Origin of the sequence: Corynebacterium sp. FDAARGOS 1242 (genome assembly GCF_016889985.1) — a bacterium.
GTDB classification, from domain to species: domain Bacteria; phylum Actinomycetota; class Actinomycetes; order Mycobacteriales; family Mycobacteriaceae; genus Corynebacterium; species Corynebacterium minutissimum_B.
Genome location: NZ_CP069568.1, coordinates 435,590 through 455,792 on the forward strand (window position 1 = coordinate 435,590; position 20,203 = coordinate 455,792).

Here is a 20,203-nt window from a genome sequence, read left to right on the forward strand (position 1 = left end):
AGGCGGTCTGTCCTCACATGGAAAGAATTGACGCGGCACCCAAAACATGGGCTGGGCTCTGAATTCATCCCTGCTACTGCCATTAAGCCTGACATTCCACGGCCTTTTCAAGACGTATCGCGGTTTAGGGTCTACCGCCACAAGGGAAACTTGCCGTTCGTAGGCTGGAAAGACAGGGAAGTGTTCTACGTAATCTGGATAGAGAACACGTATGGCAAGTTGTACTCGCACTAGCACGACACTGCTTTCATTCTCGCTGCAGCACTAAAGTGCGGGTCAGCGTGCCCTTAATGCGAGAATCGGCGCGCTACCCGTTACGATGACCCACATGAGTGTTGAGATGGACCCGTTAATCGAGTCGCTGTATTACTGGTCCGACATTATCGGCGTCCTTCTCATGGGCATGATTGGCGGAACGATGGCCCGTCAGCGCGGCTATGACATCGTGGGCTTCTTCTTCATCGCGATGTTTTCATCCCTCGGCGGAGGCATGATCCGCGATGTGCTCATCAATCGAGGCACAGTCGCCGCGATGAGCCAGCCGGAGTATCTCTACTTAGCGTTCACCGGTGCTATCATCGCCCGTTTCGTCTACTTCAAGGGCAAGACATGGGACTACGTGCAGTCGCATGGTGATGCGGTGGTGTCGGCCCTGTGGGCGTCGACAGGCGCGCTCAAGGCCATCGCCTACGGCCTGCCCTTCATTCCCTGCATCATGATGGGCGTGTTTACGGCCACGGGTGGCTCCATGATTCGTGATATCGCCATGGGCCGTGAGCCGGCAGTGTTTGGTGATAACACCCCCACCGTGATTCCGGCAGTGGCGTGTGCGCTGGTAGTGCTAGGAGCAAATTCCACGGGGCACTTGGCGTGGGGCGTCATTATTGGCCCTATCGTCTCCTTCGTCTTGACCATGCTGGGCATTTGGGCGGGCTGGCGCGTGCCTGCTCGGCAGGAGTGGGCGCCGGTGAATGACACCGCGGCCTATGTCATGGTTTTGGCGCGCAAGGCGGAGAATAAAGGCCGTGCTGTTGGCCGCCGTCTGGAGCCGACCAAGCTGCGCGCATGGCGTCATAACCAGATGGAAAAGGCCCTGCAGCGCCGCATTGAACGTGAGGTGCGGGAAGGAAAGCGCAGGGCCGACGCGACTATCGACGCCTCCGAGTTCCTCGATTCCTTCAACGAAGAGGTCGCCGAGATGTCCGCGGAGATGGCGGCGGCATCCGCGGATACCGACTCTGACTTTGGCGTAGACCTTTCTGGCGACTCGTATGAAGCTCAGAGCACTGATGGTCCCACGCCCCGTGAGCTTTTGGACCGCATTTTGTCTGATGACAAGCTCACCGATGAGTTGGTTGAAAAACTTATGCGGCGCTATGAGAAAAGAGATGATTAGAAGCTAATAAATACGTTAAGGTAAGTGGGTGCGAGAGGAGTCAAGGTGAGAATTGTTCGGCTGAGGCGCGGCATGGTGGCAGCGCTGACCGTAGTGTGTGCTGCGGCAGCTGTGTCTACTGGGTGTACTGCGGACACAGCACCCGTGGACACTGAAGGCCTAGACCTTATCACCACCGACATTGCGGAACCGCAGAATTCTCTCATCCCAGCAGACTCCAATGATGTTTGCGGGCACACCATTATCAATCTGGTGTACTCCGGCCTGATGTACCTCGACAAATCCGGCAAGCCGCACTATGACATGGCGGAATCCGTGACCCAGGTCAACGATACGACCTACAACGTGGTTATCCGGGATGACGCGGTCTTTGCCGATGGCTCCGATGTCGATGCCAAGGACTTCGTGGATACGTGGAATACCGCTGTGCGCCAGTCGCTGCTCTCGGCGCATCATTTCGAGCCGATTCTGGGATTCCATGAGGGCCAGAAGAACATGCGCGGGTTAACAGTGACGGGGGAGAAGTCCTTCCGCATTGAGCTTTCCCGTCCCACTAGTGGCTTCCTCGAGCGCTTGGGCTACTCGGTCTTCTTCCCCATGCGTTCTGAGGATCAGGATGAACTCGCCGAACGCGGTACCGATCCTATTGGCAACGGTCCCTACGTCTTGGTCTCGTGGGAACACGACAAAGCGTTGACCCTAGTGCCCAATCCGCACTATACGGGCCCGCGCACTCCGCAGAATGAGGGCATCAAGTTCGTGGTGTATCCCTCAGAGGATAAGGCCTATAAGGACCTAGTATCGGGAGACCTGGACGTGCTGGTCCACATTCCGGCGGAGAAACTTGGAACCTTTGAAAAAGAGCTGGGTTCGCAGGCCTTCAGCAGACCAGTGGGTTCCCTATTAGAAATAACCATCCCGGCCAATGATTCCAACTTCACTGGCGAGGCAGGACGTCTGCGCCGCCGAGCGTTGTCGATGGCCGTGGACCGCGAGAAGCTGGCCACAGAGCTCTTCTATGACACCGTGACTCCAGCGAATGGTTTTATCGCGCCGCTACACGGGGTGATGCCCCCAGCACCGAAAGATGCGGAGGCGCTGACCTACCAACCGGATAAGGCCCGCGAGCTATGGGCCAAGGCAGAGAAGATGGACCCCTTCCAAGGGAAATTTAGCATTGCCTACAACCTCGACGGCAGCCATAAGAAATGGGTCGATGCAGTGGCGCAGCAGATGACGGAGACCCTCGGTGTGCAGGTGGAGGGCCGTCCCTTCGATACCTTTAAGGAGCTGCGCCAAGAGGTCACCGCGCGTCACATTACCGGTGCGTTCCGCACCTCATGGCAGGCGGAATACCCAGACGAGTCATCCTTCCTGGCACCGCTGTTTGCCTCCTACTCAGCGGCAAATGAGTCCGGGTTTGATAATCCGGAGTTCGATAAATTGCTGGAGAGGGCCGGCAAGGCGCGTACCGAGGACGAAGCCCATGAGTACTATGCCAAGGCCCAGGACCTGCTCGTGGCGGCGATGCCAGCGATTCCGCTGTGGACGTCGAAGTCCGTGGGCGCCTATGGCAAGGATATTGTTCCGGCAGGCTACACGTGGAAGCCAACGCCCAATTACTACCTCATTCACCGCGCTGAGCGCTAAGGCGGACTGATTCTCCAAGGCTTCTGGCAGCATTGAGGTCTATTCTTGGTGCAATGCTGAAGTTTTACATGTTCGCCATCTGGCAGGCAGTCGTCGACCACGGTCTGCCGCTTCTGGGCATGCTGCTCACGGCGATTCTCATTCCTCGCATCGGCCGTTTGGCCGTGCGCGTAATCGAGTCCCGGCTCGATGAGAACGAGGAGTCAACCAAGGCGCGCTTAGCGCTGGCCGGCGCGCTGGTGTACGTGGCCCAAGCGGTGGCGTATTTCCTTCTTATCGTCGCAGCACTGGCTAACCTTGGCGTGCCGCCCCTGGGAGCGGCCATCCCCGCAACGGTCGTGTCAGCTGCCGTTGGTTTCGGCGCGCAGAGCATTATTGGTGATTTCCTCGCGGGTTTCTTCATTCTGTCGGAGAAGCAGTTCGGTGTGGGCGATTACGTGAGCTTCGACGGCGTGACGGGCGTGGAGGGCACCGTGGTGTCCTTGACCCTGCGCACGACCACCGTGCGCACCCCTACAGGCGAGGTAGTCATGGTGCCTAACGGCTCGGCGGGCGTGGTGACGAACTTCTCGCAAGAGTGGTCGCGTGCAGTGGTGGATATCGCTATCCCGGTTCATGAGGGCGATAACCTGCCGGACATTACCGCGCGCGTGGAGAAGATTTCGGAACATGCCATCCATTCCCCGGATATTCGCGCAGATGTGGCCGGCGAGCTGGATGTTCTCCCCGCGACCGGAATCGTGGCGCCGACCGTCGCCGGCCAGCCGTGGCAAGTCAAGTACCGCGTGCTCGTGCAAGTCAACCCTGCGCGCCAATGGGCCGTGGAACGCGCCATTCGTTCGGCCTTGCTTGCCTCTTTCTGGGACCTGTATAAGCTGCCGAACTCGGAAGCTATCCCGGATGAACTCCCTGTGGACTTGAACGAGGCGCCCACGACGGTCATGTCTGCGACAAAGGTGCATGAGGCGGACAAAGATTCCGAATCTCAGGAAGCGTCACAGGCGGTGTCGGGGGCTGTGGCCAAGACGGACACGAGCAATGACAATGGGCCGGGCCGCCCAGCGTATTCGGACAACGACAAAGACGAAGAACCGGACGAGTACCGGCGAGGCATCTGGCGTGCGGATAAGCCGAAGAATAAGTGGGCCTATTTCTGGACGGTAGGTGGGCGCGTGAGGGCGTCGACAACCGGCCTCCTGGCAGGCCTCTGCGTGGTTGGCGCGCTGTGGCTGGCCTCCGCGAACCCAGATGGTGTGGATGCCGGGTGGCTGTCCCTGTCGCGCTGGATGAGTGAGATTGCTGAGTCAGCAGTCCCATCTACGGAGTCCTCTACGCCGGAACCTGCGCCGAGTGAGCAGGAGACGCCGGCAAGCACAGGTCAAGAACCCACCGCAGAGGTGACGGACGGGGCGACGGAGGATGCCCCGCAGGATCAGACGTCCGTCGCACCAGCGCCGGTGGATACTCCTGAAGCAGTAGAAGGTGGCGGTTCGGGCACTGAGGGTGCCACGGAGACCGCCACGGGTAGCGAGGAATCCCACGTGCCGGAGACAGCGGTGGCGACCGCCGACGCCACCGAGCCTTCTACCGCGAACTAACGGGAGGCTCACCGTGGGAGACGCTCGGGAGAGAGCGCATGAGACATATGAGTGATAGGGATGCAACGCGGTGAAGCGTTACATCTGACTTATCGGTCCTCTTGGCCCCTTCGTTACTGGCTTGGCGGAATTAATTGATAAATCCCACGCCCGGCTTAAAGGTCATCGACACGGCTTCGTGAACCGGGGAATCCGGCCTCAGCAGATCGTCAACGCGCAGCCACCGCATGTGGGCTTCCTCGCGAGTGACGGTGACGAAGCTATAGCCATGGCTATCCAAGTCCACGTGCTTACAGTGCGGGTTGGCCGCGCGCAGCACCTGCTGTGCGGTGTGGGAGATGGCATTGCCCGGGCGCATGTTGAGCGCCTCGTTGATGTTGGGCGCAGAAATAGAAGCGCACACCATTTCCGCGCCCACGATGCGGTCGCCCTTGGAGATGGTGTGGGCCCATTCGGTGTGGATGTCCCCGGTGAGGAAGAGGGTGTGGTCCGGGAGGGCGTCGATAAGCGCACGGCGCTCGGCTGAATACCCATCCCACTGATCACCGTTGACGGGGATGCTCGTGATGTTGCTCGTCAGGGCCCGGGCCACCTGCGCGGTGATGGAATTCTCCTGCAGTGTTACTAGGTTGAGCGGGGCAAACATGACGGAATTGCCCAGCAGCTTCCACCGAGCGTGAGAGGTCTCAATCTTGTTCAGCAGCCAGGTGTACTGCTCCGAGCCCAGCATCGAGCGGCCTTCCTTAGTGAACGCCACGGGGTTCCAGGAGACCTGCTCGTCGCGGTAGGTGCGCAGGTCCATCATGGTCAGCTCCACCAGATCACCAAAAGTCAGCGAGCGGTAGAGATGCCCCGCCTCGGACGGTGCAGTGGCGCGCACCGGCATCCACTCGAAGTACGCACGCATAGCCGCCGACTGACGCGTGGCCCAGGGCCCTTCCGTAGCTGGGTCGTGGTTCTCCGCGCCGCCGGACCAGTTATCGTTAGCAATCTCGTGGTCATCCCACACCACGACCCACGGCAGCGCGCCGTGCGCGGCCTGCAGGTCACGGTCGGTACGGTAGCGGCCGTAGCGCGTGCGGTAATCCGCCAGCGTCGTAATCTCGTGTGCCGGGTGGTGCAGGCGCACCGGGCCGAAACCGGAATAGGCCCCGGAGCGGTATTCATATATGTAATCGCCCAAAAAGACCATGTAATCGAGCTGATCTGCATGAGCGCGCTGCGCGATGTCACGGTAGGCACTGAAGAACCCCGACTCCCAATTCGCGCACGACGCCACACCGAAGGTGAGCTTCTCCGGTGACGCACTCGCCGCCGGTGCTGTCTTGGTGCGGCCGATGGGGGAGGACACCCCGTCCACCAGGAAACGATAAAAATACACCGTGTCCGGCTCCAGACCGTGCGGATCCACGTGCACGGTATGGTCATGCTCCGCTGTGGCATAGGTGTGCCCGCGCTTGACGACGTCCCCCATCTCCCCATCCCGGGCCACCTCCCACTCCACGGTGACCGCAGGGCCCAGCCCACTGCCCGGCAGCGCCTCATCCGTGGGGGTCACGCGCGTCCACAAGATAACCGAATCTGGAATCGGATCTCCCGAGGCCACGCCATGGAGGAAAGGCAATTCGCCTTGCGGCGGTTCCACTAGGCCGAGCGAAGCGGTGGAATTCGGATCGGCGGCGGAAGCAGAAGAGGCAGCGAGGGAGGCGGCCGTGGCGGTGGCCAGGCCGGAGGCGTGAAGGAGGCGGCGACGAGAGAAGGAACGGCGCATGCCTCCACGGTTTCTCCACTGAAGCATGATCGCAACTTGAAGCGTGAGAATTCGCCCGCTGGTTAAAAACCGTTTTCCCGCATGTTACGAAGGCTTTACCCCTAGGGGTGGAAGGATTTCCAGAAGCGGAGGTTTATGGCTATAACTTATTTTTATGAAGAAGTTCTCTCGCGCGGTTCTCGCCGCATCCTTGTCCGTATCCCTGTCCTTGTCCGTCGTCCCCGCACACGCAGAGGTGGAGGCTCCTGCCGTAGAGCCGGCCGCCTCGGAGGCTTCGGTGTCTGAATCCTCCATGCCTGATTTTGGCGGTGACCTCTCGTCTGACCTGAACGTTGAATCGTCCAGCAAGGAAGAAGCTGGCGATGCTGAAGGCCAGCAGTCCTCCCAGGGCGAAAAGATTGCCTTGGGCGTGGGCATCACCGCTGCTGTTCTCGCCGCCGTCGCTGGTGGCGTGTACTGGGCCGTGCAGCAGGGCATCATCCCGAACCCGCTGCCGGGAGTCATCCCGTCGCCACGGAAGCCAGCACCCGCTCCGGCACCGGCACCTGCTCCCGCCCCGGCCCCTGCGCCGAAGCCCGAGCCTGCTCCGGCTCCTCAGCCAGCTCCGGCTCCTGCACCGAAGCCGGCTCCGAAACCTGCACCTGCCCCGGCACCGCGTCCGGCTCCTGTCTCCTACGGTCGCTGCCTCGATGTGTGGAACGCACTGGGCCGCCCCATCTACCCGAGCGACCCGGGTTTCCAGTCCAAGTTTGACCGTGATGGAGATGGCGTAGGCTGCGAGCGCGATCCTCGTTAAGCTAGAGCGCATGAGCGCTTTTTCTTCCATCGAGTCCTGGCCTGTCGATACCGTTGCCGGTGTGCTGCTGCACCGCGGCGAGGTAGTGGAGCAGGTGGGTGATGCTTCCCGCCGCTTCCCCGTTGCGTCAGTGACCAAGCTGGTGGCCGCCTATGGGGTGATGGTGGCCGTGGAAGAAGGTGCGGTGGAGCTGGACCAACCAGCTGGTCCCGAAGGCTCCACGCTGCGCCACCTCTTGGCGCATACCTCCGGCGTGGGCTTTGATTCCCGCGAACCGCAGAAACCCGTGGGGCAGCGGCGCATTTATTCCTCGGCGGGCTATGAGTGGGCCGCGGAGGTAGTGGAGAAGGCTACCGAGATTCCTTTCCCTGAGTACCTCGCTGAGGGCGTCTGTGTTCCCTTGGGCATGTCCGCCACCACGCTTGAGGGCTCCGCTGGGCATGGTCTGACGTCTACCATGGAGGACCTTGTCGCTTTTGCCCGTGAGGTACAGTCGCCACAGCTGCTGGCCCCCTCAACGGTGGCTGAGATGACACGCGTCCAATACCCTGGCCTGCGGGGCATTGTGCCGGGCTATGGCAGCTTCAAAGACTGCACGTGGGGCTTGGGCTTTGAGATTCATGGTGAGAAAGACCAGTGGATGGGGAGATTGCCTTCCGATGCTGTTGGCCACTTCGGCATGAGCGGCACCTTCCTCTGGATCGCCGGCGAGTGGGCCATGGTGGCGTTGACTGACCGTGACTTCGGAGACTGGTGCAAGCCCCTGTGGGCAGAGACCAACACGGCCATCTGGGAGGAGTGTCAGTCCCGCTAGTCGCGCCGGGAAGGGCCCTGCGCGGTTGGTGAAGCTGGTCCGCGCGGGGGTAGTGGGGGTGCTGTGGCCGCGATACATCCACGTGGCTTATGTAAACGCCTGTGATTTCAGTGGCGCGTGGGGCGATTTTCGGAGAAGAAGTCTCAAGTTCCGCTTGAGGCTGTGGGGGTTTAAGTGCAGGTTGAGAGTTGATGGGGTGTGAGTGACAGGGGGAAAATTGTGGTCACACTTCAGACGCACCGCACGTGATGCAGACAAGTTCGTAGGGGAAGACGAAGCTCGTCTTGCGTCGGCTTGAGTCGGCGTGCCATCACACGGACGTCAAAGGAGACACAGGAGTGAATCTACGCGTTCACCCGCAACAGGCTGACGCATCTGCGTCGGTCTCGTCAGCGAGTCCAGTCGGTGACTCGCAAGCTTGCCCCGCAAGCAGCTGGCCCAACCGGGTCAGCGGTGAGGTCTGCACAGCCGTGCTGCAGATTTCAGGCATGCCCCGCTGCCTGCGCCCAGCCATCGAGCGGGCTATGGCGCGCTGCATTCGCAGCGAGAGCGAATTCATCGTGCCTGGCGATGATCCCCTCACCGCGCAGTGGTGTACGCGCTGGTGCCGCGATGCCGACTGGGACCCCGTCAGCGGGAAGACGCTGGGCGGCGCCGCGCGCGGCGTAGGAATCGGCTGCCGTCAGGTACTCACCGGCACGCCCAGCGAGCTGGAGGCCCTGGGCCGTGCGGTGGAGATGCTGGCAGGGGAGTACGGTTTTCGGGCCGTCGTCAAGCGCGCCGCCTGAACCCTAATCCTCGAAAGGATCGAAGATGCGCTCAGGGAGATCTGCTACGGAATTGATGATGCGCGTCGGACGGAAGGGGTAGCGTTCAATCTCGCGGTCATCACTGATTCCAGAGCGTACGAGGATGCTGCGCATACCGGCTTCCAAGCCAGACTTGACGTCGGTATCCATGCGGTCACCAATCATGACTGTGTTCTCCGAGTGTGCGCCGATGTTGTTCAGCGCACTGCGCATCATGACCGGGTTCGGCTTGCCCACGTAGTAGGGCTCGCGGTTCGTTGCCGCGGTAATGAGTGCGGCCACCGCTCCGGTAGCCGGCAGTACGCCCTGGGGTGCCGGACCGGTGACATCCGGATTGGTGGCGATGAAACGTGCACCGTTGCGGATGAGATTGATAGCCGTGGTGATGGCCTCAAAAGAATAGGTGCGCGTCTCACCCAAGACCACGAAATCCGCGTCAGTGTCATTGAGAATCCAGCCCGCCTCATGCAGGGCAGTGGTGAGGCCAGATTCGCCTACGACGTAGGCAGTGGACAGCCCCGCCTGATTCGAGAGGAACGCCGCGGTAGCCGTCGCCGAAGTCCAGATGCGCTCCGCCGGGATATCCAGGCCGGTGTTCTTCAAACGTGCGGAGAGATCCCGCGGGGTGGACATCGAGTTATTGGTGAGCACCATGTACTCGATGTCATTATCTTTCAGCGTCTGGATGAAGGCGTCCGCGCCGGGAATCATTTCACCTTCCTTGATGAGGACGCCGTCCATGTCAGAGAGATAAGAAATCACGAGTGTTCCTCCAGATAATCAGCAAGGTCGCCCACCGTGGTCACGGAGAGCATGGTTTCTTCATCAAGGCGCACCCCACAGGCCTCTTCGAGGCGAACGGCCAGCTCAATGCGCTCTAGTGACTCCACCCCAAGGTCTTCTAGAAGGGCATCGCGCTCCAAGCCTTCCTCGATGCCCGTGACTTTCGTGATGAGGCGAGTGAGTTCGCCGTACGTGTCGCCGGCAGGTGCCGAATCGGTGTCCTCGGCCGGTGCTGAGCCGAAGCGGGCTGCGAGTTGTGTGGAAAGGTCGTTAGCCATGTGCATCAGTCTAGTATTGAAATGTCATGGTTTATCGAGCACGCTCCTCCGCAATCGCCCGCAGCTGGACCCGCCGGGTCCGCCCACAAATGCGTCGCGTCGAGCATACTGTCTATTCGCAATTACACGATCTCACCACGGAACCAGGGCTGACGCAGGTCAGTGACCACGGCTTCGTGGACAACGATGGCGTGCGCGTGGCCTGGTATGAAGTCGGGCCTTCCGATGCTGCGGTGACCGCTGTTTTTATTCACGGATACTGCTTGTCTGCGGAGAGCTTCTACTCCCAAGTCGACGACGTCCGCGCGAGTTATCCCTCGGTGCGCTGCTTGCTTGTCGACGTCCGCGGCCACGGCCTCACCACCCACGTCACCCCCTCCGAGTGCACGGTTCGGGGCGCAGCCGATGATGTGCTGGCCGTTATTGCTGAGCGTGCCGCTTCCGGACCTCTCGTCGTGCTGGGCCATTCCATGGGCGGGATGATTGCCCTCAATCTCCTTCGGCGCGCACCTCGACAGGTGGCCCAGCGCATTGACGGCATGGTGCTGGTGTCGACCTCCATGCAGCGCTTTGCCGCAGAGGGGGTTGCGCGAATCCTCGAAACACAGTTTATGAAAGCGGTGTACCGGACTTGCTTGCGGCTTCCAGAACGCGCAAACAACGCGCGCTTTGAGATAGCCGCCGTGGTGGCCCCAGCCTTTGCGGCGCTCTTGCAAGGCTTCCCCCAGATGGACAAGCTACAGTTCCACGTGTCCATGCTGCTCGATACCCCGATGTCGAGCTACTCTGGCTTCTTCGATGACCTCGTGAGGCACTCCGAATTCGGTGCCGCCGCTCGTCTGCGCGATATCCCGGGCGAAATTGTGGTGGGCAAGCAAGACATTGTCACCCCACACCGCCAATCTGAGGTCATTGCCCGCCACTGGCCTTCCGCCAACCTCACCGTTATCGATGGTGCTGGGCATATGGTCATCTTGGAAGAACCTAGCGAGGTCTCCAAAGCTTTGGGCCGGGTCCTCGACCGTGTGCTCGCTAGATCCCGCTGATATTGGCTGAGACCTTGGCTGGCCGTGGCTGAGCCCGTTTGCTGATGTCGGTCGTGCCCGTTGCTGATGGCGCCGACCCTTTTGCTTGTGGCGCCGAGCCACGCGCGGTGACCGAACTGCCCGATCTGCCAAAGTTATCGCCTCTGACTCGATTTCTGGAGCCAAAATTGTCACCTAGGGCAGTTGCCCTTATGGCTTTGAGCATGAGAATGCCCCTTCTGCCCGAAGCGGGGCAGAAGGGGCTGGAGGGCTAGAAGCTTTGAAGCCCTAAGCCTTAGTCCTCATCGGAGGACCTGGAGGTAGTGGCAGTCGGGTCATCGAGCTTCAGGTCGCGAGCAGCCTGCTGCACGACGCTGCGCTCTACCTTGCCCTCGCGAGCCAGGCCCTCGAGGACGGCGACAACGATGGACTCGGCATCGTTGTTGAAGAAGCGGCGAGCGCCTTCGCGCGTATCGGAGAAGCCGAAGCCATCTGTGCCCAAGACGATGTACTCGCCCGGGACGTAGGGGCGAATCTGCTCCTGCAGGTCCGTGGCGAAGTCGGAGACACCGATGAACGGTCCCTCGGAGCCCTTGAGCTGGGAGGTGGCGAAGGCCTCAGTCGGGGCTTCACCCTTGCGCAGGGCCTCCTGGTTGCGGGCAGCGCCATCGCGGGCCAGGTTGACCCAGGAGGTGACGGAGAACAGAGCCGCCTTGACGTCGAACTGCTCAGCCAGAATCTCCTGGGCACGCAGTGCCTCATACATACCGACACCGGAAGCCAGGATGTTGGCCGGGATGGAGCCTGACTCAGCGGTGTTGTAGTGGTAGATGCCCTTGTGCAGACCCTCAACGTCGAGGTTCTCCGGCTCAGCCGGCTGCTTCACCGGCTCGTTGTACACGGTGAGGTAGTACATGACGGGCTCGTGGTCCTCGCCGTACATGCGCTCAATACCGCGCGGAACGAGGTGAGCAATCTCGTAGCCGAAGGCCGGGTCGTAGACCTCGACGGCCGGGTTGGTCGACGCCAAAATAGGGGAGTGGCCATCCATGTGCTGCAGGCCCTCACCGGTCAGGGTGGTGCGGCCGGCGGTAGCGCCGATGATGAAGCCGCGGCCCAGCTGGTCGGCGGCGGCCCAGAAGGCATCGCCAGTGCGCTGGAAGCCGAACATCGAGTAGAAGATGTAGAGCGGAATCATGGCCTCGCCCTGCGTTGCGTAGGACGTTGCTGCCGCAGTAAAGGAGGCGGCAGCGCCGGCCTCAGAAATACCCTCGTGGAGGATCTGGCCGTCCGTGGCCTCACGGTAGGAGAGCATGAGATCGTGGTCGACCGGCACGTAGTTCTGGCCACGCGGGTTCCAGATCTTCAGGGTGGGGAACCAGGAGTCCATACCGAAGGTACGAGCCTCATCCGGGATGATCGGAACCACGCGCTTGCCCAGTTCCTTATCGCGCATGAGTTCCTTAAAGGTACGGACCAGAGCCATGGTGGTGGCCACGTCCTGCTTGCCGGAACCCTTGCGTACCGAACGCAGCTTAGACAAATCTGGGGTGGTCAGCGGAGTGAAGTTCTCACGGCGCTCCGGAAGGAAGCCGCCAAGCTCTTTACGACGCTCCAGCATGTACTTGATTTCCGGAGTCTCCGGACCCGGGTGGTAGTACGGCGGCAGGTAAGGATCAGCCTCCAGCTGCTCATCCGTAATCGGGATTCCCTGCTTATCGCGGAAGAGCTTGAGGTCCTCCAGAGTCAGCTTCTTCATCTGGTGGGTAGCGTTGCGTCCCTCGAAGTTGTGGCCCAGGCCGTAGCCCTTAATGGTGTGGGCCAGAATGACGGTCGGGCGGCCAGTGCCGGCGTAGCTAAGAGCCTTGTCGTACGCAGCGTAGATCTTGCGGTAGTCGTGACCACCGCGGCGCAGTGCCCAAATCTCATCATCAGTCATGTCTTCGACCAGCTTGAGCGTGCGCTCATCGCGGCCGAAGAAGTGCTCGCGCACGTAGGCGCCGTCGTTGGCCTTGAAGGTCTGGTAGTCACCATCCGAGGTGGTGTTCATGATGTTGACAAGGGCGCCTTCCTTGTCGGCGTCGAGAAGCTTGTCCCAGCCGCGTCCCCACACGACCTTGATGACGGACCAGCCAGCACCGCGGAAGAAGGACTCCAACTCCTGGATAATCTGGGTATTACCTCGCACGGGGCCATCGAGGCGCTGCAGGTTACAGTTGACCACGAAGGTGAGGTTGTCCAGCTCGTAGAGGGACGCCATCTGTAGCAGACCGCGGGACTCCGGCTCATCCATTTCGCCGTCGCCCAGGAAGGCCCAGACGTGCTGCTTCGAGGTGTCCTTGATGCCGCGGGTCTCCAGGTACTTGTTGAAGCGAGCCTGGTAGATAGCGTTAATCGGGCCGAGACCCATAGATACAGTCGGGAACTCCCAGAAATCCGGCATAAGGCGCGGGTGTGGGTAGGACGGCAGACCCTTGTCCTCGCCACGGGAGTGCTCCTGGCGGAAGCTGTCCATATCCTCCTCGGTGAGGCGACCTTCCATGAAAGCGCGCGCGTATACACCCGGGGAAGCGTGACCCTGGAAGAAGATCTGGTCACCGCCGGACGGATCGTCCTTGCCCTTGAAGAAGTGGTTCAGGCCCACTTCGTAGAGCGGGGCAGCGCCAGCGTAGGTGGAGATGTGGCCGCCCACGCCAATGCCTGGGCGCTGTGCGCGGTGCACCATGATGGCTGCGTTCCAGCGGATCCAGCGGCGGTAGCGCTTCTCCAACTCCTCATCGCCCGGGAACTCCGGCTCGAGAGAGGTGGGGATGGTGTTCACAAAGTCTGTGGACGTCAGGGACGGCAGCGATACGCGTTTTGCCGTGGCGCGCTCAAGCAGGCGCAGCATGAGGTAGCGGGCGCGCTCCGGATCGGAAGAATCCAACAGACCGTCGAGGGAGTCCATCCACTCACGGGTCTCTTCCGGGTCGTTATCGTGCAGGTACGCGGCTACGCCATCGCGAACGATGGGGAAGTTGGAGTCGCCGTTTTTAGCGTCCAAGTCGGCCATGGAATCCTCCTGGTTCGTGGTACAAAGATCTGTCACAAGGATACGCGTGTCTATTTGGGGAGACACGTCAAGGCCCCCTTGGGTGGTTTTACTGGGGAAATTGTCCACTTCTAGGCAGATTTGGAGGCGGTTCGACGCGAAAAAGTGCACCGCAGACGTTAAAATACTCTGCATGACAACGACAACTCCATCGGAAGGAACTCAACACGTGACCGGATCAGCAGCCAAGCTCGGCATCAAAGAGGGACAGATTGCCCTCGAGCTCGGGTGGGATGAGGACTGCGATTCCACGATTTCCGAGTCCATTGAGGACGTACTGGGAGATGACTTCCTTGACGAGGAAACCGACGAGCTGTGTGACGTCGTGCTGCTGTGGTGGCGCGCTGAAGATGGCGACTTGGTTGATGGCCTTGTAGACGCTACTCGTCCCCTTGGGGACTCTGGCCGCATTTGGCTGATGACCCCGGGTGCTGGAAAGCCGGGCAACTTGGAACCGGGCGAGATTTCTGAATCCGCTCAGCTGGCTGGCCTCGTGCAGACCAAGGCTGAGCGCCTCGGCGAGTGGCAGGGCTCCTGCCTCGTTGCTCGCGGCTACACCAAGAAGCCTTAAGGATTAAGAAGAAAACCCTGCTCAGGCGGTATTCGTAGCAACAAGAGGGGCCCTGATTTGTTGCTGCGGGTGCCTATAGGCTAATCTTGTGCGAGCGCACCAAGTGCACTGCGGCTTTAGCTCAGCTGGAAGAGCAACTGGTTTACACCCAGTAGGTCGGGGGTTCGATCCCCTCAGGCCGCACCAAATGAAACCCCTTTCCATTAAATGCGGAGAGGGGTTTCGCCGTGCTCGGAGGGCGGGTGCTCTAGGGCGAAGGACAGCCCGAAGGTACGCGATACATGGTCTTTCCTATGGTCTTGGGAAGGGCAATGCAGTCACCAATCCCTGAAACTGCAGGTTGGAATGAAGCAAAAACCAAGGGGGGTGCGGGTACCGGAAGCCTCCACAACCAGTTAGTGTGTCACCCGCTATCTTAAGTCGCCCGAGTTAAGCCTAGTTGGAACTTGGAGGATTGGCGCCCTGATGTTGGACTTCCTAGAACAATAGCCGAACGATGTAGTCTGGGTGGGGGAGACGACTAACCACACAAACCCGCGCTAAAACAGCAAACATGTATTGAAGAGGATGGCATTGATGCGTAAACAGAAAAGCGCAGCCTACTGGTGGAGCGTTACTGTCGTTGTAGTGCTGTTCATCGCAACGCTTGTAATCAATTATCTAGCAGGACTAAGTGCTGATGAATCATACTTTGGAGCACATTGGTGGCATCGTCTGGCGTGGGTTACGCCACTGTTGTTCTTGGCTTCTTTGATTTGGGCTTGGTTCGAGCACAGGAAGGTGCATCGGTATCCGCATTGACCCATATTTAGTAGCGTCGGGCGTGAATGACAAGGGGCCTTTTCCTCGCCTCCTCTGCGGTTAAGGGCCGAGGCTAGAAGCGTTCGTGGCCGCGCTCGCGGATTTTCTCGTAGAAGTCCGGCTTAGAGCCGCCGTACCGCGAGCGGGTGCGCCGCGAGGAGGCCGGAGCAGCTTCGGTGGAGGGCGCTGTGGTGTCGGGCTCGTCCTGCTGTGGTGCAGGAGACTGCGAGGACTCTGTCACGGAAGGGTCAGTCTCGTCGGTGGTGGGGCCATCGACGGCAGCGGCAGCCGCAGCAAGTGCAGCTTCCTCCTCGCGGGCGCGGCGGCGTTCCCTGATTTCAGACCAGACGAAATATGCGAAGCCCAGCGGCGCCATGATGCCGAAGGCAATCCACTGGTAGCCATAGGACAGGTGGTTGCCGCGGTCCAGCTTCGGGACTGGGAGGGGATTGAGCCCACCTGGCTGATCGGGGGTGAGTTGGAGGTAGTCGTGGGCGAGGGAGACGTCGGTAAGCTCCGCGATCTGTTCCGTATGGATGGAGTAGACCTGCATGTAGCCTTGCTGCTCAGTCGGGGCGGAGGCGTGCTGAGGCTCATTGACGCGGGCCATGGCCTCGATGGTGACCTCCGTGCTCGGGGCCTTGTCGATGTGGGGCACGGCGTTGCCCTCATCCGTGGGCACCCACCCACGATTGACCAACAGCGTCATGCCCGAGGTGGTCTCAAAAGGCACGAGCGATTGGAACGCGGGACTCGACCCCACCGGGCGCAGGCGCAATAAAACCTCCTGGTCGGGGAGGTAGTGGCCGGTCAGCTCAGCGCGCGTCCACTCCTTGTTGAGAGTGCCGTCGGCGGAGAAGACCTCCTCAATCGGCTGCGGATCAGAGTCGTAGGCTTCCTCGATGAGGTGGTTGCGCTCCACAATCTGGTCGTCCTTGCCCAGCTGCCAGGGTGCAAGCACCGTGAAGGTGAGATAGCTAAAAGCGACGACAAAGATGAGCAGGAGTACCCACCCAGGCTTGAGGAACGTCTTGAGCATGGAGCCCAGTCTAGTCGCGCTGCTGGCGAATCCAATCGAGCAGGCCCGGCACGGACGCGTCAATCTCTTTGCGGGTGCGCTCAAAGTCCTCCTCGGTGCCGTAGAAGGGATCCTCTACGCTGGCATCCTCCGGGGAGTTCGGATCGAAGCTGCGCATGAGGCGCACCTTCTCCTCAGGGATGCCGCGCTCAAGAAGGGCATCGCGGTGGCCAGTATCCATGGCCACGAAGAGATCGGCGTCCATGTGCTCTTCACCGAGCTGGCTGGCGCGGTGGTGTGCACCATCGTGGCCGCCGCGGCGTAGCTCAGCCACAGCGCGCTCATCGGCTCCCTGGCCCACGTGCCAGCCGCCGAGGCCGCACGAGGAAACACGCGCCAGAAGATCGAGCATGTCGGTCTCCATGGCATCGTGGGTGATGATTTCCGCCATTGGTGAGCGGCAAATATTGCCAGTGCACACAAAGACGATGTGGAGCTGATTGTCGTTCTCCGGAGGCGTCATGGAAGGGGACTCCTTACAAATTCGAGGGTGCGCTGGCGAACGAAAGCTAGGATATAGCAGCGACGCGACTGACGTGAAACCCACCTTCAACTAAGGAGCATTTGAGATGGCAGAACGCACGACTGTCGGCGACATCCGCCGCGTGATCCATGAGGCCTACCCACCCGAATTGGCGGAATCGTGGGACGCGGTGGGCCTGGTCTGTGGCGACCCGCTCGCTGAAGTCAGCACCGTGGCCTTCGCCCTTGATTGCACACAAGAGGTAGCGGATAAGGCCGTGGAACTCGGCGCGCAGATGCTCATCGTGCACCACCCGCTGCTCATGCGCGGGGTGACCTCAGTCGCGGCGGATACTCCGAAGGGCAAGGTCATTCACACTCTCATCCGCAATGGCGTGGCGTTGCTCTCCGCGCACACCAATGCTGACAAGGCTCGCCCCGGCGTTAATGACAAGCTGGCGGAACTTGTGGGAATTAAACCCGGCCGCCCCATCGTTCCGGTAGAGCCTTATGACAACCTTGAGGAAGCCCGCGGGCTAGGGCGCATTGGTGAGCTGCCGGAGGCCATCACTCTGCGGGAGTTCACTCAGCGCGTGGCTGAGGCCCTCCCGAAGACCGAGTGGGGCGTGCGTGCAGCCGGTGATCCGGAGCGGATGGTCAAGCGCGTGGCGGTCTCTAGCGGTTCGGGAGACTCCTTCCTCGATAAGGCAGCAGCATTGGGCGTGGATGTCTATGTCACGTCTGACCTGCGCCACCACCCGGTGGATGAGCACCTCCGTGCTGCGCACCTCATGGATCCGGAAGGCCCGGCTGTGGTGGATACCGCCCACTGGGCCAGCGAATTTCCCTGGACCGCCCAGGCGCGCGATATTGTGGAGAGCGTATTGCGCGTGAAGACGGAGATTATTGATATCCGCACCGACCCTTGGACTATTTCTGCGCAGAAGGAGAACTAAATGAAGCTGTCACAGGACCTGCAGCAGACCTTGCTCGAACTGGCCACCTTGGAGCGCACCCAGGCGCTGGGTGGTACCGCCACGATCCCGGAACAAGAGGAATACGAGAAGGCCCAAGCCGCGCACGCCCGGCTTATCGACGCCTCCGGTTCCGCCCAACTCGCCGTCGACGACATGGAACTGGAAATCCTGCGCATCCAAGCCGATGAGCGCAAGCTGCGCCAGCGCGAGCGCGACGACAAGGCCCAGCTCGGCGCCGCTACCGACCCAGAGCAGCGCAAGGACTTAGAGCACGATCTCTACGCAGCCAAGTCCCGCATCGCAGACCTGATGAGCGAGCTGCAGGAAGCCCACAACGAAATTCACGCTCTGCGTGCCAACCTGGATGTTCACGGCGCCAGGGTCTCCGATTCTGAGCGCAAGCTCGAGGTGCTCAAACGCGCGGCGGAAGCTGCTCAGGAAGCAGCCGCGAACCAGCCGGACCCGCAGGTGCGCATCAACGAACTGCGCGAACAGCTGCCGGCGGATGTTCTCGATGAGTACGAGACTGTGCGTGAGGAAAACGGCGTCGGTGCAGCAGCTTTCACTGGCCGTGCCTGCGGCGGTTGCTTCATCGTGTTGCCGCCGGCTGAGCAGAACGCGGTGCGCAACGCGGCTGCCGACGTCCTCCCGCAGTGCGGCGACTGCGGTTCCTACCTGGTGCGCCCGGCATCATGAAACTCGTCATCTTCGCTGATGGCGGCTCTCGCGGCAACCCCGGCATTGCCGGCTCCGGTACCGCGGTCTACAACGAAGACCGCTCGCAGCTGCTGAAGGAAATCGCTTACGTGGTAGGCCAGCAATCCACCAACAACGTGGCTGAATACCACGGACTCCTCCGTGGACTTGAAGCCGCCGTGGAGCTGGGAGCGGACGAGGTGGAGTTCTATATGGATTCCAAACTCGTGGTGGAACAGATGAACGGGCGCTGGAAGATCAAGCACCCCGACATGCAAAAGCTCGCCCTTGAGGCACGCGGCCTGCTCAACCAGATTGGCAGCTACACCCTCGAGTGGGTTCCACGCGCCCAGAACTCGGTGGCCGATGAGCTCTCCAACGTCGCCATGGACGCCGCCGCGAAAGGTGAGCCCGTTGGCATTCTCGATATGGGTAGTGGGGAGGCGGGGGAGACGTCGCCAAGCACTGCGCCTGCGGAAACCGCAACCGATTCCTGGAAGGCCTCCGATTGGCGCCTCGAGACCGGCCCCGTGACGCGCTTCATCCTGCTGCGCCACGGACAAACTGCCATGTCCGCAGCCAAGCAGTATTCCGGACGTGCGAACCCGGAGCTTACCGAATTGGGCAAGAAACAAGCACTTGCAGCCGCCCAAGCTTTGGCGGGTACCCACATCGACGCCGTCGTGTGCTCACCTCTGCGCCGCTGTCAGCAGTCCGCCGCCGCGGTAGTGGAGGGCCGGGACCTGCAGGTGGAGACCGTAGAGGGGCTCATCGAGGTGGACTTTGGCCGCTGGGAAGGCAAAACCTTCGCCGAAGCCGACGCCGCCGACCCTGAGCTCCACGCGCGCTGGCTGCAGGATACCTCCGTGTCCTGCCCCGGTGGTGAGTCCCTACGCGCGGTTCACCGCCGCGTCAGTGCTGCTCGACGTGACCTGCAAAAGCGCTACGAAGGCAAAACTGTGCTCGTGGTCTCCCACGTCAACCCGATTAAGTCCTTCGTGCGCCAGGCGCTCGATTCCGGCCCGCAGACCCCTAACCACCTGTTCCTGGAGCTGGCTTCGTTGAGCGAAGTTGAGTTCTTCGATGGCGGTAGCACCCTGCACCGATTTAACGATGTGGGGCATCTGGGCGCGCTGCGATAAACTAACAGGCGCGAATGAGCCGACCGGGTAAACGCGTTCCGTCGAACCGGCCTCTTCCTGGGGCTAGGCGCGGGCCGAGGAAAGTCCGGACTCCACAGAGCACGGTGGTTGCTAACAGCAACCCGGGGTGACCCGCGGGCAAGTGCAACAGAAAGTAAACCGCCGCGCACTCCGCTACGCTTCGGCGCGGCGAGGTGGAGCGGTAAGGGTGAAAGGGTGCGGTAAGAGCGCACCAGCATCGTCAGTGATGGCGGTGGCTGGGTAAACCCCACTGGGAGCAAGGCATCACGGCCCGCTCGACAGCGGGCCCGATCAGGCGTCAGTAGGCTGCTCGCCGAAGCCTGAAGGTAGCTGCTTGAGCCACCCGGCAACGGTTGGCCTGGATGGATGTTTACCACCGCGCCTTGGCGCGCGGTACAGAATCCGGCTTATAGGTTGGCTCATTCGCACCCACATTCTTATTTT

17 protein-coding genes, 1 tRNA gene, 1 other RNA gene and 1 pseudogene are annotated in these 20,203 nt (G+C 61.1%); 14 read left to right on the top strand and 6 right to left on the bottom strand.

Features of this window, described 5'->3' with window-relative positions; translation table 11 throughout:
• The first annotated feature begins 319 nt into the window (after positions 1–319).
• From I6J72_RS02100 to I6J72_RS02110, 3 genes are read left to right on the top strand one after another with little or no spacing between them, the layout of a single operon-like run.
• Positions 320–1,396 (top strand): trimeric intracellular cation channel family protein, encoded by a 1,077-nt coding sequence (locus I6J72_RS02100; RefSeq protein WP_370552152.1) that lies wholly within the window; start codon positions 320–322, stop codon positions 1,394–1,396.
• Between the two features lie 45 nt (positions 1,397–1,441).
• On the top strand, positions 1,442–3,046 hold the full coding sequence (locus I6J72_RS02105) for an ABC transporter substrate-binding protein (protein WP_239107453.1): 1,605 nt from the start codon (positions 1,442–1,444) through the stop codon (positions 3,044–3,046).
• A gap of 53 nt (positions 3,047–3,099) precedes the next feature.
• Positions 3,100–4,644, top strand: a complete 1,545-nt coding sequence (locus I6J72_RS02110; RefSeq protein WP_204099743.1) for a mechanosensitive ion channel family protein — start codon at positions 3,100–3,102, stop codon at positions 4,642–4,644.
• 130 nt (positions 4,645–4,774) lie between these two features.
• On the opposite strand, the gene I6J72_RS02115 is transcribed toward I6J72_RS02110, so the two are convergent.
• Positions 4,775–6,442, bottom strand: a complete 1,668-nt coding sequence (locus I6J72_RS02115; protein WP_239107460.1) for an alkaline phosphatase — start codon at positions 6,440–6,442, stop codon at positions 4,775–4,777.
• Between the two features lie 127 nt (positions 6,443–6,569).
• On the opposite strand from I6J72_RS02115, the gene I6J72_RS02120 reads away from it, so the two are divergent.
• The 3 genes from I6J72_RS02120 (at position 6,570) to I6J72_RS02130 (ending at position 8,813) form a co-directional block, all read left to right on the top strand.
• The gene (locus I6J72_RS02120; protein ID WP_204099744.1) at positions 6,570–7,211 is read left to right on the top strand and encodes an excalibur calcium-binding domain-containing protein; all 642 of its coding nucleotides are present in this window, start codon (positions 6,570–6,572) and stop codon (positions 7,209–7,211) included.
• A gap of 10 nt (positions 7,212–7,221) precedes the next feature.
• Positions 7,222–8,025 (top strand): serine hydrolase, encoded by an 804-nt coding sequence (locus tag I6J72_RS02125; RefSeq protein WP_204099745.1) that lies wholly within the window; start codon positions 7,222–7,224, stop codon positions 8,023–8,025.
• Positions 8,026–8,363: 338 nt separating this feature from the next.
• Positions 8,364–8,813 (top strand): hypothetical protein, encoded by a 450-nt coding sequence (locus tag I6J72_RS02130; protein ID WP_204099746.1) that lies wholly within the window; start codon positions 8,364–8,366, stop codon positions 8,811–8,813.
• A gap of 3 nt (positions 8,814–8,816) precedes the next feature.
• On the opposite strand, the gene I6J72_RS02135 is transcribed toward I6J72_RS02130, so the two are convergent.
• Both I6J72_RS02135 and I6J72_RS02140 read right to left on the bottom strand, forming a co-directional pair.
• Positions 8,817–9,596, bottom strand: a complete 780-nt coding sequence (locus I6J72_RS02135) for an HAD-IIA family hydrolase (RefSeq protein ID WP_115023021.1) — start codon at positions 9,594–9,596, stop codon at positions 8,817–8,819.
• Complete coding sequence (locus I6J72_RS02140) at positions 9,593–9,895, bottom strand: acyl carrier protein (RefSeq protein ID WP_204099747.1); 303 nt, start codon at positions 9,893–9,895, stop codon at positions 9,593–9,595. Before I6J72_RS02140 ends, I6J72_RS02135 begins: the two co-directional genes overlap by 4 nt.
• A 26-nt stretch (positions 9,896–9,921) precedes the next feature.
• On the opposite strand from I6J72_RS02140, the gene I6J72_RS02145 reads away from it, so the two are divergent.
• Positions 9,922–10,941: an alpha/beta fold hydrolase gene (locus I6J72_RS02145; RefSeq protein ID WP_204099748.1), complete on the top strand. Its 1,020-nt coding sequence runs from the start codon at positions 9,922–9,924 to the stop codon at positions 10,939–10,941.
• 274 nt (positions 10,942–11,215) lie between these two features.
• Here I6J72_RS02145 and aceE read toward each other — a convergent pair whose 3' ends face one another.
• Positions 11,216–13,972 (bottom strand): pyruvate dehydrogenase (acetyl-transferring), homodimeric type, encoded by a 2,757-nt coding sequence (gene aceE / locus I6J72_RS02150; RefSeq protein WP_204100401.1) that lies wholly within the window; start codon positions 13,970–13,972, stop codon positions 11,216–11,218.
• A gap of 172 nt (positions 13,973–14,144) precedes the next feature.
• Between aceE and I6J72_RS02155 the strand changes: the two genes are divergently transcribed.
• From I6J72_RS02155 to I6J72_RS13100, 3 genes and pseudogenes are all read left to right on the top strand, one after another.
• Positions 14,145–14,582, top strand: coding sequence for a DUF3052 domain-containing protein (locus tag I6J72_RS02155; RefSeq protein ID WP_052319738.1), 438 nt, complete (start codon positions 14,145–14,147; stop codon positions 14,580–14,582).
• 110 nt (positions 14,583–14,692) lie between these two features.
• Positions 14,693–14,768 (top strand) — tRNA-Val (locus I6J72_RS02160).
• A 125-nt stretch (positions 14,769–14,893) separates the two neighbouring features.
• A pseudogene (locus I6J72_RS13100) lies at positions 14,894–15,106 on the top strand (DUF2599 domain-containing protein).
• 350 nt (positions 15,107–15,456) lie between these two features.
• Here I6J72_RS13100 and I6J72_RS02170 read toward each other — a convergent pair.
• Both I6J72_RS02170 and I6J72_RS02175 read right to left on the bottom strand, forming a co-directional pair.
• Positions 15,457–16,422, bottom strand: coding sequence for an SURF1 family protein (locus I6J72_RS02170; RefSeq protein ID WP_204099749.1), 966 nt, complete (start codon positions 16,420–16,422; stop codon positions 15,457–15,459).
• A 10-nt stretch (positions 16,423–16,432) separates the two neighbouring features.
• Entirely contained in the window at positions 16,433–16,924 is a 492-nt protein-coding gene (locus tag I6J72_RS02175) for a low molecular weight protein-tyrosine-phosphatase (protein WP_115023008.1), read from the bottom strand.
• A 106-nt stretch (positions 16,925–17,030) separates the two neighbouring features.
• On the opposite strand from I6J72_RS02175, the gene I6J72_RS02180 reads away from it, so the two are divergent.
• The 4 genes from I6J72_RS02180 (at position 17,031) to rnpB (ending at position 20,185) form a co-directional block, all read left to right on the top strand.
• Positions 17,031–17,879 carry a Nif3-like dinuclear metal center hexameric protein gene (locus I6J72_RS02180; RefSeq protein WP_204099750.1) on the top strand — a complete coding sequence of 283 codons (849 nt, stop codon included), beginning with the start codon at positions 17,031–17,033 and terminating at the stop codon, positions 17,877–17,879.
• On the top strand, positions 17,880–18,596 hold the full coding sequence (locus tag I6J72_RS02185; RefSeq protein WP_204099751.1) for a zinc ribbon domain-containing protein: 717 nt from the start codon (positions 17,880–17,882) through the stop codon (positions 18,594–18,596).
• A complete protein-coding gene (locus tag I6J72_RS02190; protein ID WP_204099752.1) occupies positions 18,593–19,738 on the top strand; it encodes a bifunctional RNase H/acid phosphatase in 1,146 nt (381 codons plus the stop codon). Before I6J72_RS02185 ends, I6J72_RS02190 begins: the two co-directional genes overlap by 4 nt.
• Before the next feature lie 15 nt (positions 19,739–19,753).
• An RNA gene (rnpB, locus tag I6J72_RS02195) (RNase P RNA component class A) lies at positions 19,754–20,185 on the top strand.
• The last annotated feature ends 18 nt before the right edge of the window (positions 20,186–20,203 follow it).